Below are 19,373 nucleotides of genomic sequence, written 5' to 3'. Positions count from 1 at the left end.
GAGGAGGATGCTAATGCAGCGATTCCACCGGCTCGTCGCCGCGATCGCCCTGGCGGCGATGGCGACGACCACCGTGGCCGCGTGCGGCGGTGGTGACAGCGGAAACGACAGCGACGCCAAGATCCTCAAGCTCTGGCACTACGAGAGCGAGAACAGCGCCATGGGGGTCGGCTGGAACCGGGCGATCGAGATCTTCAAGTCCGAGCATCCGGGCGTGGAGGTGCGCTTCGAGCGCAAGGCGTTCGAGCAGATCCAGCAGAACGCGGGCATGATCATCAACTCGTCCGAAGGCCCGGACATCATGGAGTACAACAAGGGCAACGCGACCGCCGGGCTGCTCTCCTCCCAGGGCCTGCTGGCCGACCTGAGCAGCGAGGCCGACAAGCGCGGTTGGGCCGGCAAGCTCAGCCCCAGCCTCCAGACCACCGCCCGGTACAGCGACAAGGGCGTGATGGGCTCCGGCAAGTGGTTCGGTGTGCCGAACTACGGCGAGTACGTCACCGTCTACTACAACAAGGACCTGTTCCAGAGCAACGGCGTCAAGGTCCCGACCACCATGGCCGAGATGACCGCCGCGATGGACACCTTCGTCGCCAAGGGCGTCACCCCGCTGGGCATGGCCGGCGCCGAGTACCCGGCCGGGCAGCTCTTCTACCAGCTCGCGCTCTCCAAGGGCGACCGGCAGTTCGTCGACAACTACCAGCTCTACAAGAACCCAGTCGACTTCAAGGCCGACCCGCTCAAGTACGGCGCGGACACCTTCGCCCAGTGGGTGCAGAAGGGCTACGTCGCGAAGAACTCGGCCAGCCTCAAGGCCGAGGACATGGGCACCGCCTTCATCGGCGGCAAGGTTCCGATGATCGTCTCGGGTAGCTGGTGGTACGGCCGGTTCAAGACCGAGATGAAGGCCAACTGGGACACCTTCCTGTTCCCCGGCAACACCCTGCAGGCCGGCTCCTCCGGCAACCTCTGGGTGGTCCCGGAGAACAGCAAGGCCAAGAGCCTGGCGTACGACTTCATCGACATCACCCTGCGTCCGGAGATCCAGGACCTGATCGGCAACAACGGTGGTGTTCCGGTCGCCGCCGACGCGTCGAAGATCGGCGACCCGAAGGACCGCAAGCTGATCGAGGACTTCAACACGGTCAGCAAGTCCGACGGGCTCGCCTTCTACCCGGACTGGCCGGTCCCCGGCTACTACGACGTGCTGGTCTCCGGCTTCCAGGGCCTGATCAACGGCTCGAAGTCGCCGGACCAGGTCCTCGACACGATCGCCAAGCCGTACGCCGATGGCGTCAAGGAGATCACCGGCAAGTGACACGGCGAGCGGCGGGCGCGACCGGCACGACCGGCGCGCCCGCCCGCCCCGCCGGGAAGGATCTTCCATGGCAGTCTCCGAGACGGTCGCCGCCACACCGCCGGCCGCGACCCCCATCCCGCCCGCGCCGAGCCGCAGACGCCGCGGCCGCAACGCGGCGTACTGGCTCTACCTGCTCCCCGGAGCGGTGCTCTTCGTCCTGGTCATCGGCGCACCGCTGGTCGGCACGCTCTACCTGTCGCTGACCAAGTGGTCCGGCATCGGCGACCCCCGGTGGGTCGGCCTGGACAACTACCAGCAGTTGCTGCACGACGACGTGTTCTGGGCGTCGTTCCGGAACACCGTCTGGATGCTCGTCGCGATGGTAGTGGTGCCCACGGTGCTCGGGCTGCTGCTCGCCTCGGTGCTCTTCGACGTCATCGGCCGCCGGTTCAAGCCCCGCACCGCCGCCGCACTGCGGGCCGCGTTCTACCTCCCGCAGGTGCTGCCCGTCGTCGTGGCCGGCATCGTCTGGGGCTGGATCCTGCGCCCCGACGGCGCGTTCAACAGCCTCCTCGACGCGGTGGGTCTCAGCGCGTTACGCCACGACTGGCTCGGCGACCCGGGCACCGCGCTGCCGGCCGTGATGGCCGTGATGATCTGGGTGCAGATCGGCTACCCGGTGGTCGTCTTCATGGCGGCGTTGCAGCGGGTCGACCCCGAGTTGTACGAGGCGGCCGAGGTCGACGGCGCGAACTGGCTGCACCGCTTCCGCGCGATCACCCTCCCCCAGATCCGGCCGGAGACCTTCGTGGTGGCCCTGACCTGCACCATCGCCGCGTTGAAGGTGTTCGGGCCGATCTTCGCGCTGACCCGGGGCGGCCCGGACAACGCGACGAACGTGCCGTCGTACTTCGCCTACTACACGTTCTTCAAGAAGCTACAGGTCGGCTACGGCTCGGCGATCTCCATGGTGCTGACGCTGATCATCGTGGTGGTGGCCGGGGTCTTCATCGGGATGCAGGCTCGCAGCGAGCGCCGGGACCGGGGGTTCTGAGATGGCCGTCATGCTCACACCGGGCACCGCGCCGGTGACACCGGCCCGGCCCGTCCGCGACCGACACCACCACAGCGTCAGCCGCTGGGTGGTGCTCGCAGTGGTCACCCTCGGCGCACTCGTCATGCTCGTGCCGTTCGCGTTCATGCTGCTCAACGCGTTCAAGTCGCCCGGCGACTACTCGTCGGGCGGCCCGCTGAGCTGGCCGACCGAGTTCTACACCAAGGGTCTGCGCACGTACTGGACCGAAGTGAACTTCCCGCTCAAGTTCTGGAACTCGGCTGTCATCGCCGGCTCGGTGGCGGTGCTCGGCGTCGCCGTGTCGGTGCTCAACGCGTACGCGCTGGGCATCGGCCGGGTCCGGGGCCGGCTGTGGATCGTCGGTCTGTTCCTGCTGGCCAACATGCTGCCGCAGGAGGCGCTGATCTACCCGCTGTACTACGTGGCCAAGGAGGTCGGGCTCTACAACACCCGACTCGCGGTGATCATCATCTTCACCGTGATCCAGAGCGCGTTCGGCACGTACCTGCTCGCCTCGGTGATGGGCACGTTCCCGCGCTCGCTGCTGGAGGCCGCCGCGCTGGACGGCGCCGGCAAGTGGACGGTGCTGTGGCGGGTGGTCTTCCCCAACCTGCGGCCCACCCTCGCGGTGCTGCTCATCTTCTTCTTCATCTGGACGTGGAACGAGTTCCTCATCCCACTGGTCATGCTCATCGACAACCAGACGCAGACCATCCCGGTGGCGCTCGCGTCGTTGCAGGGTGACCGGCTGATGGACGCGCCGACCACGAACGCCGGCGCGCTGATCAGCCTGGTGCCGGCCATCCTCTTCTTCCTCATCTTCCAGCGCACCCTGGCGCGCGGCATCACGGCAGGAGCCGAGAAGTGAAGTTCACCGACGGGTACTGGCAGTTACGCCCCGGCGTCAGCGTCCTGCGCCCCGGCACCGTCGAGTCGGTCGAACCGGACGAGCGCGGCTTCACCGTCTTCGCACCGACCGGTCGGCTCACCGGACGCGGCGACACCCTCAACCGCCCCCTGGTCACCGTCCGGTTCTTCTCCCCCGCCCCCGGCGTCATCGGGGTGACAATCGCCCACCACACCGGCGGGTTGCCCCGCGAGCCGCACTTCGGGCTGACCACCGACGACACGCACCCGGTCACCGTCGACGTCACCGGGCTCAGCGCCACGCTGACCAGCGGCGAGCTGACCGCGCGAGTAGCACTCGTCGACGGGTGGCGGGTCGACTTCCGGCACGGCGACCGGCTGCTCACCGCGTCCACGGCACGCAGCATCGGCGTCGTCACCGACGCCGAGGACCGCCGGCACGTGCACGAACGGCTCGCCCTGGGTGTCGGTGAGACGGTGTACGGGTTGGGCGAGCGCTTCGGCCCGTTCGTCAAGAACGGGCAGACCGTCGACATCTGGAACGCCGACGGGGGCACCGCGAGCGAGCAGGCGTACAAGAACGTGCCGTTCTACCTCAGCAGCGCCGGCTACGGGGTCTTCGTGGACCATCCGGAGCACGTGTCGTTCGAGGTCGGCTCCGAGGTCGTCGCGCAGACCCAGTTCAGCGTCGAGGGCCAGTCGCTCACCTACTACGTCATCGACGGGCCCCACCCGAAGGACGTGCTGCGCCGCTACACCGCGCTCACCGGCCGGCCGGCCCGGGTCCCCGCCTGGTCGTACGGCCTCTGGCTGTCCACCTCGTTCACCACCTCGTACGACGAGAAGACCGTCACCGAGTTCGTCGACGGGATGGCCGAGCGCGGGCTGCCGCTGTCGGTGTTCCACTTCGACTGTTTCTGGATGCGTCAGTTCCACTGGGTCGATTTCGTCTGGGATCCGTCTACCTTTCCCGACCCCGATGGAATGCTGCGGCGGCTGCACGAGCGCGACCTGAAGGTGTGCGTCTGGATCAACCCGTACATCGCGCAACGCTCGTACCTCTTCGAGGAGGGCCGCGCGGCCGGTTACCTGGTGCGCAACCCCGACGGTTCGGTCTGGCAGTGGGACAAGTGGCAGGCCGGCATGGCGCTCGTCGACTTCACCAACCCGGACGCGGTCAGCTGGTTCACCGGCAAGCTCAAGGCTCTGCTGGACATGGGCGTCGACTGCTTCAAGACCGACTTCGGCGAGCGCATCCCGACCGACGTGGTGTGGCACGACGGCTCGGACCCGCAGCGGATGCACAACTACTACTCGTACCTCTACAACAAGGCGGTCTTCGAGCTGCTGGAGACCGAACGCGGCGAGGGCGAGGCGGTGGTGTTCGCCCGCTCCGCCACCGTCGGCGGGCAGCAGTTCCCGGTGCACTGGGGCGGTGACTGCGAGGCGACGTTCGTCGCCATGGCCGAATCGCTGCGCGGCGGGTTGTCCCTCGCGGCGTCCGGCTTCGGCTACTGGAGCCACGACATCGGCGGGTTCGAGGGCACCCCCGACCCGGCGGTGTTCAAGCGGTGGGTCGCCTTCGGGCTGCTCTCCTCACACTCCCGGCTGCACGGATCCGGCTCCTACCGGGTGCCGTGGGCGTACGACGAGGAGGCAGTGGACGTGCTGCGGCACTTCACCCACCTCAAGCTCGGGCTGATGCCGTACCTGGCGGCCGCCGCCCAGGAGGCGCACCGCCACGGGACGCCGGTGATGCGACCGATGTTCCTGGAGTTCCCGGACGACCCGGCGACGGCGCACCTGGACCGGCAGTACATGCTCGGCCCGGACGTGCTCGTCGCACCGGTGCTCAGCGCCGACGGCGACGTCACGTACTACGTACCCGCCGGCACCTGGACGCACCTGCTCACCGGCGGGCAGGTCACCGGCCCCGCCTGGGTCACCGAGAAGCACGGCTTCGACAGTCTGCCGGTACTGGCCCGACCGGGAGCGGTCATCCCGTTCGGCTCCCGCACCGACCGACCGGACTACGAGTGGGCCGACGATGTGCGGCTGCGCCTGTACGCACCGACCGAGGGGCAGCGGACCCGGGTACGGGTACCGTCACCCGGCAACGGACCGGGCGCCGAGTTCGACGTGCGCTACGAGGGTGGGACGGCCAGCGCCGAACTGGTCGCCGGCACCTCGACGGGCTACATCTGCGAGATCCAGGGGACGCAACGATGACGCAACACCACTTCCCGGAGAGCTTCGTCTGGGGCTCGGCGACGGCCTCGTACCAGATCGAGGGCGCGGCGACCGAGGACGGGCGCGGCCCGTCCATTTGGGACACCTACAGCCACACCCCCGGTCGGACCCTCAACGGTGACACCGGTGACGTCGCCGCCGACCACTACCACCGGTGGGCCGACGACCTGGGGCACATCGCCGACCTGGGGCTCGGCGCGTACCGCTTCTCCATCTCCTGGCCCCGGGTGCAGCCGGGCGGCTCGGGCCGGTTCAACCAGGCCGGCGTCGACTTCTACTCGCGGCTGGTGGACGGGCTGCTGGAGCGGGGCGTCCGCCCGGTGGCGACCATGTACCACTGGGACCTGCCGCAGGAGTTGGAGGACGCCGGCGGGTGGGCGGCCCGGGAGACCGCGTTGCGCTTCCAGGAGTACGCGGCGGGCATCGTCGGCGCGCTCGGCGACCGGGTGCACACCTGGACGACACTCAACGAGCCGTGGTGCTCCGCGTACCTGGGCTACGCCTCCGGCGTGCACGCGCCGGGTCGGACCGAGCCGGCGGCGGCGCTTGCCGCTGTGCACCACCTCAACCTCGCGCACGGCCTGGCCGGGCGGGTGGTTCGGGAGCTGGCCCCGGCCGCCGAGCTGTCGGTGACGCTGAACCTGCACGTCATCCGGGCAGCCTCCGACTCGGCCGCCGACCAGGACGCGGTCCGGCGCATCGACGCCCTGGCGAACCGGGCGTTCCTCGGCCCGATGCTGGACGGGGAGTACCCGGCCGACCTGCTGGCCGACACCGCCTCCGTCACCGACTGGTCGTTCGTCCGCGAGGGTGACGAGAAGCTGATCGCGGTGCCGCTGGACGTGCTCGGGGTCAACTACTACTCCAGCACCCTGGTCCGGGCCTGGGACGGGGAGTCGGCCCGCTCCGACGCCGACGGGCACGGCGCGTCGACCTCGTCGCCGTGGGTCGCCGCGGAGAGCGTCGACTTCCTGCCGCAGCCCGGCCCCTACACGGCGATGGGCTGGAACATCGACCCGCCGGCGCTGACCGAGCTGCTGTTGCGCCTACAGCGCGAGTACCCCAGCCAGCCCATGATGATCACCGAGAACGGCGCGGCGTTCGACGACGAGGTGTCTGCCGACGGCCGCATCCACGACGACCAGCGGATCGACTACCTGCGTCGGCACATCGGCGCCATGGCCGACGCCCGCGCGCAGGGCGCGGACGTGCGCGGCTACTTCGTCTGGTCGCTGCTGGACAACTTCGAGTGGGGTTACGGCTACGACCGTCGCTTCGGCATCATCCGGGTCGACTACGACACCCAGGTCCGCACCTGGAAGGACAGCGCCCACTGGTACCAGCGCCTCGCCGCCACCGGGAAGCTGGACTCGGCGCAGGACTGAAGTACCTCGCCACGCCCGCACCGAGCTTGCGGCCATGTCCTGACGAGCGTGATGCCTGTGAGTCATCTTGATGACTCACAGGCATCACGCATTCCCCGAAGCGCGACGCAACGCCGCCGATCACGGCCTCAGCACCAGGCCGCCTTAGACCCCGACGCGCTGCGGCGGGACGGTCAGGCCGTACATCTCCATCAGTTCCGGAGTGTCGACCCGGCTGCCGTCGGCCACCGCGTCGCAGGCGATGTCGACGATCTGGTCCTTGTGCGCCAAGAGGTACGGTCGGGCGCCCACGTCGGCGCTGGCCAGGGTGGCGATGCCGGGCCAGTGCCGGCGACCGAACAGCATCGGGTAGCCCCGCAAGCCGTCGTAGGTGGCGCAGACCAGCACGTCCGGGTACGGCAGCGCGGCCACCCGGCTGACCGCCTCGGCGGTCAGGCCCGGCATGTCGACGGGGACCACCACCACCGCCTCGATCCCCTCGTCGTCCATGGCGGCAAGACCGGCCCGGATGGACGAGCCGACTCCGGTGCCCCATGCCTTGTTGATCACAACGGTGACCTTGCCGAGGTCGGCGGTCTCCTGGACCTGCTCGGCTGCGGCACCCAGGACGACCACGATCTGCTCGCAACCCGCCTCGGTCATCGTGTCGATCATCTGGTTGACCAGGGGCTTGTCCCCCTGGTGCAGCAGCGCCTCCGGACCACCGATCCGTCGTCCGCCACCCGCCGCGATGATCATTCCTGCGATCCCGTTCAGCTGCGCCCCCTCCAGCACGGGACGGATCGTGACCGATCCGTCCCCTCCTACGGACACTGCAACGAGGACGGCCAGCGCTGGGTGGCGGGGCGAAAAGGAGAAATAGCACAACCGTTACACGCCCGGCACCTGCCGCCCAGGGCGGCCAGTCGGTCAGGTCGCGTCGGCGTAGCAGTCGACGACGGACAGGTCCAGTGGAAACCGCACCGGCGTCGCACCGAAGAGCAGCGCGGAGGCGCGCTCGCCCGACCGGTTGACAGCATCGGCGACCGCGTCCGCCTGCGCGGCGGGCGCGTGCACGACCACCTCGTCGTGCTGGAAGAAGACCAACTCGGCGTCGGTCCCGGACAACTCCGTGCGCAGCGTGGCCAACAACGTGGACGCCCACTCCGCGGCCGTGGCCTGGATGACGAAGTTGCGGGTGAAACGCCCCCGGGACCGGGCGGCGCGGGCCCGTGGGCTCTGCGGATCGGCGACCCCGTCCGAGGCCGAGGACGCCTCGTCGAGATCACCGAACCCGGCCGAGCCGGGCGGGCACGTCCGCCCCAGCCACGACCGCACCAACCCACCCACCTCGCCGGTACGCGCCGCAGCCTCTACGTAGTTGAACGCCGTCGGGTAGCTGCGCTTGAGCACCGCCAACGCCGGCACCGCCGCACCGCCGGTCTGCCCGTACATCGCGCCGAGCAGGGCCACCTTGGCCTTGGCCCGGTCGCCGCCGAACGAGTCCCGGGCCAGCGCCGCGTAGAGGTCACCGGCGCCGCCCGCCGCCGCCAACCGCGCGTCGCCGGAGACCGCGGCCAGCACCCGGGGCTCCAACTGGCCGGCGTCGGCGACCACGAACCGCCACCCCGGATCGGCCACCACCGCCCGCCGGATCACCTTGGGAATCTGCAACGCGCCGCCACCCCGGGTCGCCCACCGGCCGGAGACGACGCCAGCGGGCAGGTACTCCGGTTGGAACCGGCCGCCCTTCGCCCACTGATCGAGCCATGCCCAACCGTGCGTCGTCCAGATCCGGTACAGCTCCTTGTATTCGAGCACCAACGGCACCGCCGGATGGTCCACCCCGCGCAGCACCCAGGCCCGGGTGTTGGGCAGCTCCACCCCGACCCGGGCGAACGCCTTCAGCAGCTCCGCCGGGGAGTCGGTGTGCAGCCCGCGTACGCCCAGCGCGTCGGCGATCCGGGCGGCCAGCTCGGCGAGCCGACGGGGCGGCCCACCGACCGGCGACGCCTCGCCGAGCAGCTCGTGCAGGATCTCGTCGTGCACGTCGGCACGCCAGGGCAGCCCGGCGACGCCCATCTCCACGGCGATCAGCGCGCCGGCCGACTCGGCGGCCACCAGCAACCGGAACCGGCCGGGGTGCTCGGTCGCGGCGACGCGGACGAGCTGGTCGGCGTACACCTGGGTCAGTGCGTCGATGCCCGGGCCCGGCGGACCGGGCACCGTGTCGAAGAGCGCACCCTGGCCGTGCCCGGGCGGTGCGGCGGCACGCGGCGGCGGGTCGGGCGGCACTGCCGCGCCGGTCAGCCGGGCCCAGGCGGCGGCCAGCGAGCGGGGCTCACCCCAGCGACCCGCGTGCCCCAGCAGCAACGCCTCGGTCAACTCCACGTCGTGACACCGATCGACCCGGACGCCGGCGCGCAACAACGTCGGGTAGACCGCCGGTGCGCTCGGCCAGACCCAGCGCGGGTGCCCGGCGGCCTCGCGGGCGGCGACCGCGGCGACCAGGTCGGTGACGACCTCGGTCGGGCCCGTCGGCCGGCCGCTGGGGTCGAGCGGGCGCAGCACTCCCCCACCCCGCTCGTCGGACACCACCGCCACCAGCACGAACGTGATTCTGCCTGTCCCATCCGACAGAAACGGAGGCGCACCTCACCCGTTTCGGGTCGGTAGGCTGTCGGGGCCGGTCGGTAGCGTGACCAGGTGCCTATGCAGATCCCGCATCCCGATCCTGGCACTCCGGACACCCGCGGTCCGATGCACTACCTCTGGTGGCTGGCCCGCTGCCAACCCTGGCGGGTGCTGCGCGGCAGCCTTTTCGGGACGGCCTGGATGGTCGGGCTGTCGGTGCGGCCCTACCTGATCGCACAGGCCGTCGACGACGGGCTGCGCGCCCACGACACCCGGGCCCTGCTGCTCTGGGTCGCGGCGATCGTCGTCGCCGGCGTAGCCCTCTCCTACCTGGGCATCATGCGGCACCGCACGATGACCTTCCTGCGCGAGGACGCCAAGGCCCGCTCGGCGGAGGTCCTGCTGCGTCACCTGTCCCGCATCGGCGCGGTGCTGCCGCGCCGGGTCGGGGCGGGCGAGGTGTCCACCATCGGCGGCTCCGACATCGACTGGACGGCACAGGTGCTGACCCTGACCGGGCCGGGCGTCGGCGCGATCGTCGCGTACGGGGTGATCGCCGTGGTGCTCTGGTCCATCTCCCCACTGCTCGCGCTCTGCGTGCTGGTGGGCGTACCGATGGTCGGGCTGGTGGTCGGGCCGCTGCTGCGCCGCCTGGAGCGGGCCGAGTCGGTCTACCGCCGGCAGCAGGGGGCCCTCACCGCCCGGTCCGGTGACATCGTGGCCGGGCTGCGGGTCCTCGCCGGGGTGGGCGGCCGGGACCTGTTCGCCAGGCGGTACGCGACCCGGTCCCAGGAGCTGCGCGCCGAGGGCTACCGGGTCGGCGCGGTCAACAGCTGGATCGACGCCGCGACAGTGGCCATCCCCGGCCTGTTCCTGGCGGCGGTGGTGTGGCTGACGGCCCGGATGGCGGTGACCGGTGACGTCACGATCGGCGAACTGGTGGCCGTCTACGGCTACGTGGCGACCCTGATCGTGCCGGTCTGGTTCCTGTTGGAGGGCAGTCACCAGCTCATCCGCGGTCGGGTCGCCGCCCGACGGATCACCGGCCTGCTCACCGTGACACCCGACGACGTCGGTGGCCCAGGTCGCCGGTGGCCGGATTCCGTGCCCGAGGCACGCCGGCCCGGTGACCCGGCCGCGCCGGACGGCCCGGCCGACCTGCACGACCCGACGAGCGGCCTGACCGTACGCGCCGGCCAGCTCACCGGCGTGGCAGCGGACGACCCCGCGGCGGCCGTCGCGCTGGCCGACCGGCTCGGCCGGTACGTCGTCAGCGACGTCACCTGGGGCGGCGTGCCACTGCGGGCTGTCGCCCTGGACGAGGTCCGCACGCGGATCCTCGTCGCCGACCACGACTCGTACCTCTTCGCCGGCACGCTGCGCGACATCCTGGGCGGCGGGGCCGACGACGACGACCGGATCGGCGCGGCACTGCGGACCGCCTCGGCGCAGGACGTCGTGGATGCCCTGCCCGCCGGGCTGGACACGTCGATCGACGCCCGCGCCCGGACGCTCTCCGGCGGCCAGCGCCAACGGATCCGGCTGGCCCGGGCGCTGCACAGCGAGCCGGAGGTGCTGATCCTCGTCGACCCGACGTCGGCGGTCGACGCGCACACCGAGTCGCGGATCGCCGAGCGGCTGCGGACCGCGCGGGCCGGGCGGACCACAGTGGTGATCGCCGCGTCGCCGCTGCTGCTCGGCCGGGCCGACCTGGTCGCGCACCTCAGCGCCGACCGGATCACCGCCACCGGCAACCACGCCGACCTGCTCGACCGGGACCCGGCCTACCGGCACCTGGTGGCCCGGGGCGGCGAGGACCCCGATCCGACGCAGCAGGCCGACACCGAGGAGGCGTACCGGTGAGCCGGCTGCCGGTGGCCGACCGCGGCACCGTACGACGCGCCCTGCGGGACATGATCAGCCGGCACCGGCGCGCCGTCGGGGTCGTGCTGGCGCTGCACAGCGCCGCCGCTGTCGCCGGGCTCGCCCCGCCATGGCTGCTGGGCACCATCGTCGACCGGGTCAGCGCCGGCACCGACGGGGCCACCGTCGACCGGCTGGCACTGGCCATCGCCGGATGCGTCCTGGTCAGCGCCCTGCTGTCCCGCTACGCCCAGTACGCCGGTCACCGCTTCGGTGAACGGGCCGTCGCCGAACTGCGCGAACAGTTCGTCTCCCGGACGCTCGGGCTGCCCGTCTCGGTCGTCGAGCGGGCCGGCTCCGGGGACCTGGCCACCCGCAGCTCGGTCGACGTGTCGACGGTCGGCACCACCGTCCGGGACGTGGTGCCCACGATCGTCATCGCCGGGGTGCAGCTGACGTTGCTGTTCGGTGCGGTCTTCCTGCTGCACCCGCTGCTCGGGGTGGCCGCGCTGGCCGGGCTCCCGTCGATCGTGACGGTGACCCGCTGGTACCTGCGCCGGGCAAGCTCCGCGTACCTCACCGAGGGCGCCGCGGCGGCCGAGCTGACCGAGACGCTCACCACCACCGCCGAGGGCGCGCGCACCGTGGAGGCGCTGCGGCTGACCAGCGACCGGGTCCGGCACGGCACCACCCGCGTCACACTGCTGTGGCGGGCCCGTCGGGCGACCCTCGCGCTGCGTACCGTGTTCTTCTCGGTCGTCGAGGCCAGCTACCCGCTGCCGATCGCCACGGTCCTGCTCGTCGGGGGTTACCTGCTCTCCCGGGACCTGGTGTCGCTCGGCGCGGTGGTCGCCGCCGCGCTCTACCTGCAACAGGCGATCGACCCGTTGGACCGGCTGCTGCAGTGGACCGAGCAGGCGCAACGCGGGTTCGCGTCGTACGCCCGGGTGCTCGGCGTCGGCATGGTCCCGCCGGAACCACCCGGCACCACCGCCTCGTCACGTGGAGAGCGGCTCGTCGTCCGGGGGGCCCGGTTCTCCTACTCCGACGGGCCGGACGTCCTGCACGGCATCGACCTGGAGGTGCAGCCCGGCGAGCGGCTGGCGGTGGTCGGCCCGTCCGGCGCCGGCAAGTCCACCCTGGCCCGCCTGCTGGCCGGGATCGACGCTCCCCGGCAGGGCACCGTCAGCATCGGCGGCTGCCCGGTCACCGACCTCGACCCGGCCGAGCGGCGCCGCCGGATCGCCCTGGTCACCCAGGAACACCACGTCTTCATCGGCTCGGTCCGCGACAACCTGTCCTTCGCCGCGCCCGACGCCAGCGACGACCAGATGCGCGGCGCGCTCGCCACTGTCGGCGCCGACTGGTTCGCCGCTCTCCCCGACGACCTGGACACGCAGCTCGGCGACGGGGCCCGTCAACTCGGTGCCGCCGAAGCGCAGCAGCTCGCGCTGGCCCGGTTGGTGCTCGCCGACCCGCACACGCTGATCCTGGACGAGGCGACGGCCGCGCTCGATCCGTCCACCGCCAGGCGGACCGAACGCGCGCTGGCCGCCGTGCTGGTCGGACGCACCGTCATCGCGATCGCGCACCGGCTCAACACCGCGCACGACGCCGACCGGGTCGCCGTGCTCGCCGACGGTCGGATCACCGAGATCGGCAGCCACGACGAGCTGGTCGCCGCCGGTGGCGCGTACGCCGACCTGTGGCACTCCTGGCACACCCGGGTCGACGAACGCTGAGACGTGCTACTTGACCGCGCCGGAGGTGAGGCCGGCCTGGATCTGGCGCTGGAAGACCGCGTACACAATGATCATCGGGAGGATGGCGATGGTCAGCGCGGCGAACAACCCGGACCAGTCCGCCTCGTAGCCGGCGTTCACCGAGATGTCCGCGATGCCCTGGGTGAGCACCCACTTGTCCTTGGCGTTGGAGAGCAGCACCAACGGGAGCTGGTACTGCGCCCACTGCCCGATGATGTTGAAGATCGCGACGCTGATCAGGCCCGGCTTCGCCATCGGCATCATCACCTGGAAGAACAGCCGACTGTGTGAGCAGCCATCGATCATCCCGGCCTCGGCCACCGACGACGGCAGCGTCTTGAAGAACGCGGCCAGGAAGAACACGGTGAACGGCAACGAGTACGCCGTGTAGACGAGCACCACGCCGGTGTGGGTGTCCAGCAGACCCAGGTTCTTCACCACGAAGAAGAGCGGCACCAGGGCCAGGAAGACCGGGAAGGCCAACCCGGAGACGAACAGGTAGTAGACCGCCCGGTTGCCCCAGAACTTGTAGCGGGCCAGCACGTACGCGGCCATCGAGCCGAGCAGCATGGTGAGGAACGTGCCGCACGACACCACTATCACGCTGTTGATGAAGTACCTGCCGACGTGCGCCTTCGTCCAGGCCCGCCCGAAGTTCTCCCACCGCAGCTCGGCCGGGAGCGTCCACGGGCTGCTGAAGATCTCGCTGGTGTTCTTGAACGCGGCGAGGAAGGTCCAGAGGATCGGCACGATCACGATCACCGCCCACACGGCGAGCGCGATGTGCCCCAGGCCGGCGAAGAGCCGTACCTCCGAGCGGGGGTCCTTGCGCCCCGGCCCGGCTGGGGCGGACGGGTCGCCGGTCTTCGGCGGCAGCGCGGCCGGTGTCGGCGGCAGCGTCGACTGCGGATTCATCAGTACTCCACGCTTTCCCGCTTGGTGAGCCGCAGCGTCAGCGCCGCGAACGTGAGGGTGAGGAAGAACAGCGCCACGCCCATCGCCGAGGCGTAGCCGTACTTCGAGTAGACGAACGCGTTGCGGTAGATCTCCATCGCCAGGACGGTGGTGGCGCCGTCCGGGCCGCCACCGTCCACCGAGAGCACCGCCACGATGGCGAACGCGTCGAACGCCGCGATCCCGAGGTAGACCCAGGCCACCTGGAGGGTGTCCCACAGCAGCGGCAGGGTGACCCGGAAGAACAGCGTCACCCTCGTCGCCCCGTCCATCTCGGCGGCCTCGTAGATCTCACCGGGAATGGAGGCCATGCCCGCCGAGAACAGCACCACGTAGAAGCCGACCGCCTGCCAGACCAGCACCGCGAGGATCGACCAGAGGGCCAGGTTCGGCTTGACCAGGAAGAGGATCGGCTCCAGGCCGAACTTCATCAACACGCCGTTGATCAGGCCGGACTCGTTCGGCCGGTACACCATCTGGAACAACACCGCGATGATGGCCACCGCCAGGACCTGGGGGAAGAAGAACACCACCCGGTAGAACTTCGCCCCCCAGACCCCCTGGCGTTGACCACCGCTGCTCTTGCCGCCCACGTTGAGCAGGAAGGAGAAGAACAGCGCGATGGCAATGGTGATCAGCGGCAGGGCAAGCAGCAGTACGCCGTGGTGCTGGACCGCCTTCCAGAAGGCCCCGTCGTCGAGCAACCTCCGGTAGTTGTCGAAGCCCACCCACTGCGGGGCGGACAGCCCCCGCCAGTTGGTCATCGAGATCTGGAACGCCTGCGCGTACGGCCAGATCACGAATGTCACGTACAGCGCGACCGGGGCGAACAGGAACCCGATCACGAATGGATACTTGCCGTGCCGCATGACCCTAGCTCCGATCGATCAGCGCTTGAACTTGGTGACGGAGCTGTCCTTCTTGATGGCGTCGGCGCGCTTCTGGATCCGCTCCACGAACGCGTCGGCGTTGATCCGGCCGAACATCAGCTCGTTGGTGGCGGTACGCGCCTCCGTGTCGAGCTCCTTGTACCAGCCGTCGAAGTACAGGTTGAACACGTCCTGGCCGGCCGCCTTGAGGGCGGCCTGCGAGCTGGCCACGCCGGGCGGGAAGGCGAAGCCCTCGGAACCGGCGGTGACCACGGTAGGGGCCTTGACGACCTCGGTAAAGCCCTTCGCGCCCGCCTTCGACAGCATCTGACGCATGTACTCCAGGCCGCCCTTCGGGTTCTTGGACTTCGCCGAGACGAAGTAACCCTCACCGGCGGTGGCGCGCAGCGCGGTGGCCGGCAGCTTGTCCGAGGCGGACAGGCTCGGCACCGGCATGAGCTGGTAGTCGAAGCCGGCCGGCGTGTCCTTCTTCTGCTCGCCCTCCAGCCAGTCACCACTGGGGTACATGGCCACCTTGTACTGGTTCTGCCGCAGCTGCACGTCGGTGTGCTTGAGCCCTTCGAAGCTCTTGTCGCTGAACTTCGCGCCGACCTCGGCCCACGCCGCGGCAGCCTGCTTGACGGCGTCCTGCTTCCAGGCACCGTCCTCCAGGTTGTCGATGTTCTTCAGCACGTCCGTGCCGCCGATCTTGGCCGCGTGGGTGAGGATCACGTTCCACTGGTAGTAGGCCGCGTTCGCCCCGGCGTAGCCGTACGGGGTGATGCCCTTGGCCTTGATGGCGGTGAGCAGGGCGATGAACTCGTCCCAGTTCTTCGCCGGCGCCCACCCGTTGTCCTTGAACAGCTTGGCGGAATACCAGATGCCGAAGACGGTGGAGACGTAGTACAGGACGAACGGCTTGCCGTTGAACGAACCGGCCTCGATCGTGCCCGGGACCACCGTGTCGCGGACCTTCTTGCTCGGGTCGTCGACCGACGGCGCGTCCCACAGCTCGGTGAGGTCCTGAAGCTGACCGTCGGCGACCAGCGCGCCGAAGTCCATCAGCTTCTCGCCCGAGTTGTTGACGAACTCCGGCGGGTTACCGGAGGCGAACCGCGGCTGGAGCACAGTGGAGACGGCCTGGGTGGCCTGGTGCTTGACCTCGGCCTTGGGGAACGCCGCCTTGTACAGCGGCTCGTGCACGTCGGTCGCGTACTTCTCGCCGTAGCCACCGTTGAAGATGACCACCTCGATCGCGGCGTCCTCCTTGACGCCCAGCGGGTTCTTCTCGCTCTTGGTGCCGCCGGCAACCTGCTCACTGTCACCGTCGCTGCCGCTGGTGGCGCAGGCGCCGAGCAGGCCGATGGCGGGAGTGGCGAGCACACCCACGGCGGCGGCGCGACGCAGCACCGTGCGACGGTCGAGTGCGGCCGGGTGTTCGGGGGTAATCGACATCGTCGTCTCTCCTAGTGAAATTCGGGTCATGCGGTACGCCGGAGACGTCCGGCGTACCGCGACTCGAGGGCGAGGTTGTGCTCGTCCCCGCCGGGGACGTTGGCGGAGAGGTAGATAGGGGGTACCTCCCCGGCCTGGTGGAACCGTCGTACGACCTCCGCGGTCAGCAACTGCGCCAGCAGCGCCGTCGTGACCGAGGAAACCGCACAGACCGCGCCGCCGCCCTCGAGCGGCAGCAGTGCATCGCCGTACGGCGCGCCATTGTCCAGCACGACGTCGGCGAGGTCGGCGAGCCGATGGCCGGACGGGTGCCGTGGAGCCACCCGTGCGGTGTGCTCGACCGAGGTGACCGCGATCAACGGGTGACCGCGCTCGGTGACCAGCGCCGCCAGCTCGACCACCGAGCCGTTGATGCCGGACTGGGACGCCACCACGAACACGTCGCGCGGCTGGGGTGCCGCGAGCGCGTAGATCTGGTGGGCGATGGAGGGATCACGTTCCAGCTTGGGGTCGGCGAGCACCGCGCGCGGGGCGTCGCCGTGCATCACCAGGTCCCGCACCGAGAGCCGGTTGGTGGGGACCAAACCGCCGGCCCGGGCGACCAGCTCCGCGGCGAACGCCTCCGAGTGCCCGGCGCCGAACGCCTGGAGCACACCGCCGTCGCGCAGGCTGTCGCAGATCAGGTCGGCGGCGCGGGCGATCCCGTCAGCCTCCGAGTCGAGCAGCCGGTCGAGCACCGGGCGGACGGCGTCCGCGTACCCCTGGGCGCTGATCATGAGTTGGCTCCCTTCGCTGCCTTGTGCCCGTCGACGGCCTGCGCCGTCCGCCGGAAGGCCGCGTGCGCGCGGTCGTGGGTGCGTTGGGCGACGGCGATGTAGAGCAGGTCGAGCACCACCAACTGGGGGTGCCGGGCGGAGAGCGCATCCGGGCGGAAGGTGGTCGCCTGGCTGGCAGTGAGCAGCACGATGTCGGCCAGCTCGGCCAACGGCGAGCGGGGGAACCCGGTGAGCGCGAGCGTGGTCGCGCCCCGGCTGCCCGCCTCGGCGAGCATCTCGATGGTCTCCCGGGTCTGCCCGGTGTGCGAGATGCCGAGCGCCACGTCCCCCGGTCGCAGCAGCGCGGCGCTTGCCAGCCCCTCGTGCACGTCGTTCCACGCCCAGGCCGCCACACCGATGCGGTGCAGGCTGAACTGCATCTCCTCGCCGACCAGGGCGCTCCCGCTGGCGCCGAAGATGTTCACCCGGCTCGCGCCGGCGATCGCCACCGCGGCCCGCTCCACCTCGGCGAGGTCGAGCAGGGTGGCGGTGTCGTGCATGGCCCGGGTGTCGGCGGCCATGATCTGGTCGAGCACCCGGCCTAGCGGGTCGCTCGGCTGGATCTCGCGTCCGATGTCGATGGTCCAACCGGCCGAGCGCGCCCGGCCGGTCTCGGAGGCGATCCCCAGCCGCAGGTCGGCGTACCCCTCGAAGCCCATCGCCCGGCAGAAGCGGGTGATGGTCGCCGGTGAGGTGCCGCTGCGCTCGGCCAGCTCGACTATCGTCGAGCGGGCGGCGGCCTCCGGGTCGCTGAGCACGTGCTCGGCGACCCGGCGCAGCGCGCCGGTCAACTCGCTGAGCCCGTTGCGGACCCGGGCCAGCACCCCGTCGGAGGCCGAGGCCCTACGGTCGCTCACGTCGGCGTCGACCACCGCGGTCCCCGCGGCGGTGTCCACCTCGTGATCAACCATGAGTCGCCCCTGCTTTCCGAAAAGACTGTTAACTGTTAGTGGTAAAAGTTCTTACTGAACGGCCCCCTGTGTCAAGACTGTGGGCGAAGTTTTCAAACTGTTACCTGCTGCACAGGCCCGCACGGCCACCGCAACTTGCCCCGCGAGACCCCGCCGACCAGCATGAACAAGCCAGAACACCGTCCCGCGCAAGGAGCCTCGTGCCGATGTCCGACACCCTCGTGGTGGGTCTCGATGTCGGCGGTACGTCCACCAGGGCGACCGTCCTCACCCTCACCGGGCACCGCGTCGGCACCGGCCGCGCCGGGGGCGGCAACCCCACCAGTCACGGCGCCGAACGGGCCGCCGCCGAACTGCTGACCGCGCTCCGCGAAGCGCTCACCGACCTCGACCCGACCCGGGTGGCCGCCGGCACCATCGGGCTCGCCGGAGCCGGCCGGCTGCTCGCCGACCCGGCCGGACGGGCGGCCTTCGACCGGGCCTGGCACGACGCCGGCCTGCGCTGCCCGTACGAGGTGCACGGCGACGCCCTCGTCGCGTACGCCTCCGGCACCGCCGCCCCGGACGGAACCATCCTCATCGCCGGCACCGGCGCCATCACCGCACAGGTCCACGAGCTGCGACTCGACCGGATCGCCGACGGCCACGGCTGGCTCCTCGGCGACGCCGGCTCCGGCTTCTGGCTCGGCCGGGAAGCGGTACGCCTCCTGCTCGCCGACCTCGACGCCGGCCGTGGGCCTGGCGCGCTGACCACGACCGTGCTCACCGAACTGCTGGGCAGCGCCGACATCGCCGCCCGCCCCCGGGACACCGTCGACGCCACCATCCAGACGGTGACCCGTCGACCCCCCATCGAACTGGCTCAACTCGCACCGCTGGTCGTCGACGCCGCCACCCACGGCGACCCGGCCGCCACCGCGCTGATCACCGAAGCCGCCGCGCACCTCACCGCGAGCATGAGCCGCATCCGCACCACCGGGGCTGTCACGCCGATCGTGCTCGGCGGCGGCCTGCTCACCGCGGACACCCCGCTCGCCGCCGCCGTCCGGGCCGAGGTCGCGCGACACTGGCCGGACGCGCCACTGCGCACCGCCGGAGACGGGGCCGCCGCGGCAGCCTGGCTGGCCGCCCGCGGCCTACCCGAGGTGACCGACCCGGCCGCCCTGCACGCGAGACTCTTCCCCACCCCCTGACCCCAACCCCGAACCCCCGCCCCGGCGGGCCGGGCAGGGGACCTGGACTCCCCCTGCTCG

Annotated in this window: 15 protein-coding genes; 8 read left to right on the top strand and 7 right to left on the bottom strand. The window is 70.7% G+C overall.

The features are described from left to right. Window positions 1-13 precede the first annotated feature (13 nt). The 5 genes from ABZ406_RS26330 to ABZ406_RS26310 all read left to right on the top strand — a co-directional run bounded on the left by ABZ406_RS26330 (window position 14) and on the right by ABZ406_RS26310 (window position 6,877). A complete protein-coding gene (locus tag ABZ406_RS26330) occupies window positions 14-1,318 on the top strand; it encodes an extracellular solute-binding protein (RefSeq protein WP_357766847.1) in 1,305 nt (434 codons plus the stop codon). Between the two features lie 67 nt (window positions 1,319-1,385). Continuing rightward, window positions 1,386-2,354, top strand: coding sequence for a sugar ABC transporter permease (locus tag ABZ406_RS26325; protein ID WP_357766845.1), 969 nt, complete (start codon window positions 1,386-1,388; stop codon window positions 2,352-2,354). A 1-nt stretch (window position 2,355) separates the two neighbouring features. Continuing rightward, window positions 2,356-3,243: a carbohydrate ABC transporter permease gene (locus tag ABZ406_RS26320; RefSeq protein ID WP_357766842.1), complete on the top strand. Its 888-nt coding sequence runs from the start codon at window positions 2,356-2,358 to the stop codon at window positions 3,241-3,243. Further along, window positions 3,240-5,471 (top strand): alpha-xylosidase, encoded by a 2,232-nt coding sequence (gene yicI, locus ABZ406_RS26315; protein WP_357766839.1) that lies wholly within the window; start codon window positions 3,240-3,242, stop codon window positions 5,469-5,471. Before ABZ406_RS26320 ends, yicI begins: the two co-directional genes overlap by 4 nt. Next, entirely contained in the window at window positions 5,468-6,877 is a 1,410-nt protein-coding gene (locus tag ABZ406_RS26310; RefSeq protein ID WP_357766836.1) for a GH1 family beta-glucosidase, read from the top strand. Before yicI ends, ABZ406_RS26310 begins: the two co-directional genes overlap by 4 nt. A 144-nt stretch (window positions 6,878-7,021) precedes the next feature. On the opposite strand, the gene ABZ406_RS26305 is transcribed toward ABZ406_RS26310, so the two are convergent. Together ABZ406_RS26305 and ABZ406_RS26300 are read right to left on the bottom strand one after the other, a co-directional pair. Continuing rightward, on the bottom strand, window positions 7,022-7,615 hold the full coding sequence (locus ABZ406_RS26305) for a nucleotidyltransferase family protein (protein ID WP_357766889.1): 594 nt from the start codon (window positions 7,613-7,615) through the stop codon (window positions 7,022-7,024). A gap of 171 nt (window positions 7,616-7,786) precedes the next feature. Beyond that, on the bottom strand, window positions 7,787-9,496 hold the full coding sequence (locus ABZ406_RS26300) for a bifunctional 3'-5' exonuclease/DNA polymerase (RefSeq protein WP_357766886.1): 1,710 nt from the start codon (window positions 9,494-9,496) through the stop codon (window positions 7,787-7,789). Window positions 9,497-9,616: 120 nt separating this feature from the next. Here ABZ406_RS26300 and ABZ406_RS26295 point away from each other — a divergent pair, with 120 nt between their 5' ends. Further along, on the top strand, window positions 9,617-11,353 hold the full coding sequence (locus ABZ406_RS26295; RefSeq protein ID WP_357766883.1) for an ABC transporter ATP-binding protein: 1,737 nt from the start codon (window positions 9,617-9,619) through the stop codon (window positions 11,351-11,353). Window positions 11,354-11,403: 50 nt separating this feature from the next. Beyond that, entirely contained in the window at window positions 11,404-13,095 is a 1,692-nt protein-coding gene (locus tag ABZ406_RS26290; protein WP_357766880.1) for an ABC transporter ATP-binding protein, read from the top strand. Window positions 13,096-13,101: 6 nt separating this feature from the next. Here ABZ406_RS26290 and ABZ406_RS26285 read toward each other — a convergent pair whose 3' ends face one another. Genes ABZ406_RS26285 through ABZ406_RS26265 form a run of 5 tightly spaced genes read right to left on the bottom strand, consistent with a single transcriptional unit; the run spans window position 13,102 to window position 18,120 of the window. Beyond that, complete coding sequence (locus ABZ406_RS26285) at window positions 13,102-14,031, bottom strand: carbohydrate ABC transporter permease (protein ID WP_357766833.1); 930 nt, start codon at window positions 14,029-14,031, stop codon at window positions 13,102-13,104. Beyond that, window positions 14,031-14,939 (bottom strand): sugar ABC transporter permease, encoded by a 909-nt coding sequence (locus tag ABZ406_RS26280; RefSeq protein ID WP_357766831.1) that lies wholly within the window; start codon window positions 14,937-14,939, stop codon window positions 14,031-14,033. Before ABZ406_RS26280 ends, ABZ406_RS26285 begins: the two co-directional genes overlap by 1 nt. 18 nt (window positions 14,940-14,957) lie before the next feature. Continuing rightward, window positions 14,958-16,394 (bottom strand): N-acetylglucosamine/diacetylchitobiose ABC transporter substrate-binding protein, encoded by a 1,437-nt coding sequence (gene ngcE, locus ABZ406_RS26275; RefSeq protein ID WP_357766828.1) that lies wholly within the window; start codon window positions 16,392-16,394, stop codon window positions 14,958-14,960. A 26-nt stretch (window positions 16,395-16,420) separates the two neighbouring features. Further along, window positions 16,421-17,170, bottom strand: coding sequence for an SIS domain-containing protein (locus tag ABZ406_RS26270; protein ID WP_357766825.1), 750 nt, complete (start codon window positions 17,168-17,170; stop codon window positions 16,421-16,423). Beyond that, window positions 17,167-18,120 (bottom strand): MurR/RpiR family transcriptional regulator, encoded by a 954-nt coding sequence (locus ABZ406_RS26265; protein WP_357766822.1) that lies wholly within the window; start codon window positions 18,118-18,120, stop codon window positions 17,167-17,169. The genes ABZ406_RS26270 and ABZ406_RS26265 overlap by 4 nt, the downstream gene beginning before the upstream one ends. Window positions 18,121-18,326: 206 nt before the next feature. On the opposite strand from ABZ406_RS26265, the gene ABZ406_RS26260 reads away from it, so the two are divergent. Beyond that, complete coding sequence (locus ABZ406_RS26260) at window positions 18,327-19,313, top strand: BadF/BadG/BcrA/BcrD ATPase family protein (protein ID WP_357766819.1); 987 nt, start codon at window positions 18,327-18,329, stop codon at window positions 19,311-19,313. The last annotated feature ends 60 nt before the right edge of the window (window positions 19,314-19,373 follow it).

The sequence above is a fragment of the Micromonospora sp. NPDC005710 genome, from assembly GCF_040630995.1.
Classification (GTDB): Bacteria; Actinomycetota; Actinomycetes; order Mycobacteriales; family Micromonosporaceae; genus Micromonospora.
This window is presented reverse-complemented; position numbering and strand designations above follow the sequence as displayed.

Coding starts and splice junctions, on each gene's coding strand:
- ABZ406_RS26330 (WP_357766847.1), top strand. CDS start 14: ATGCAGCGATTCCACCGGCTCGTCGCCGCGATCGCCCTGGCGGCGATG.
- ABZ406_RS26325 (WP_357766845.1), top strand. CDS start 1,386: ATGGCAGTCTCCGAGACGGTCGCCGCCACACCGCCGGCCGCGACCCCC.
- ABZ406_RS26320 (WP_357766842.1), top strand. CDS start 2,356: ATGGCCGTCATGCTCACACCGGGCACCGCGCCGGTGACACCGGCCCGG.
- ABZ406_RS26310 (WP_357766836.1), top strand. CDS start 5,468: ATGACGCAACACCACTTCCCGGAGAGCTTCGTCTGGGGCTCGGCGACG.
- ABZ406_RS26305 (WP_357766889.1), bottom strand. CDS start 7,615: ATGATCATCGCGGCGGGTGGCGGACGACGGATCGGTGGTCCGGAGGCG.
- ABZ406_RS26295 (WP_357766883.1), top strand. CDS start 9,617: ATGCACTACCTCTGGTGGCTGGCCCGCTGCCAACCCTGGCGGGTGCTG.
- ABZ406_RS26290 (WP_357766880.1), top strand. CDS start 11,404: ATGATCAGCCGGCACCGGCGCGCCGTCGGGGTCGTGCTGGCGCTGCAC.
- ABZ406_RS26285 (WP_357766833.1), bottom strand. CDS start 14,031: ATGAATCCGCAGTCGACGCTGCCGCCGACACCGGCCGCGCTGCCGCCG.
- ABZ406_RS26280 (WP_357766831.1), bottom strand. CDS start 14,939: ATGCGGCACGGCAAGTATCCATTCGTGATCGGGTTCCTGTTCGCCCCG.
- ngcE (WP_357766828.1), bottom strand. CDS start 16,394: ATGTCGATTACCCCCGAACACCCGGCCGCACTCGACCGTCGCACGGTG.
- ABZ406_RS26270 (WP_357766825.1), bottom strand. CDS start 17,170: ATGATCAGCGCCCAGGGGTACGCGGACGCCGTCCGCCCGGTGCTCGAC.
- ABZ406_RS26265 (WP_357766822.1), bottom strand. CDS start 18,120: ATGGTTGATCACGAGGTGGACACCGCCGCGGGGACCGCGGTGGTCGAC.
- ABZ406_RS26260 (WP_357766819.1), top strand. CDS start 18,327: ATGTCCGACACCCTCGTGGTGGGTCTCGATGTCGGCGGTACGTCCACC.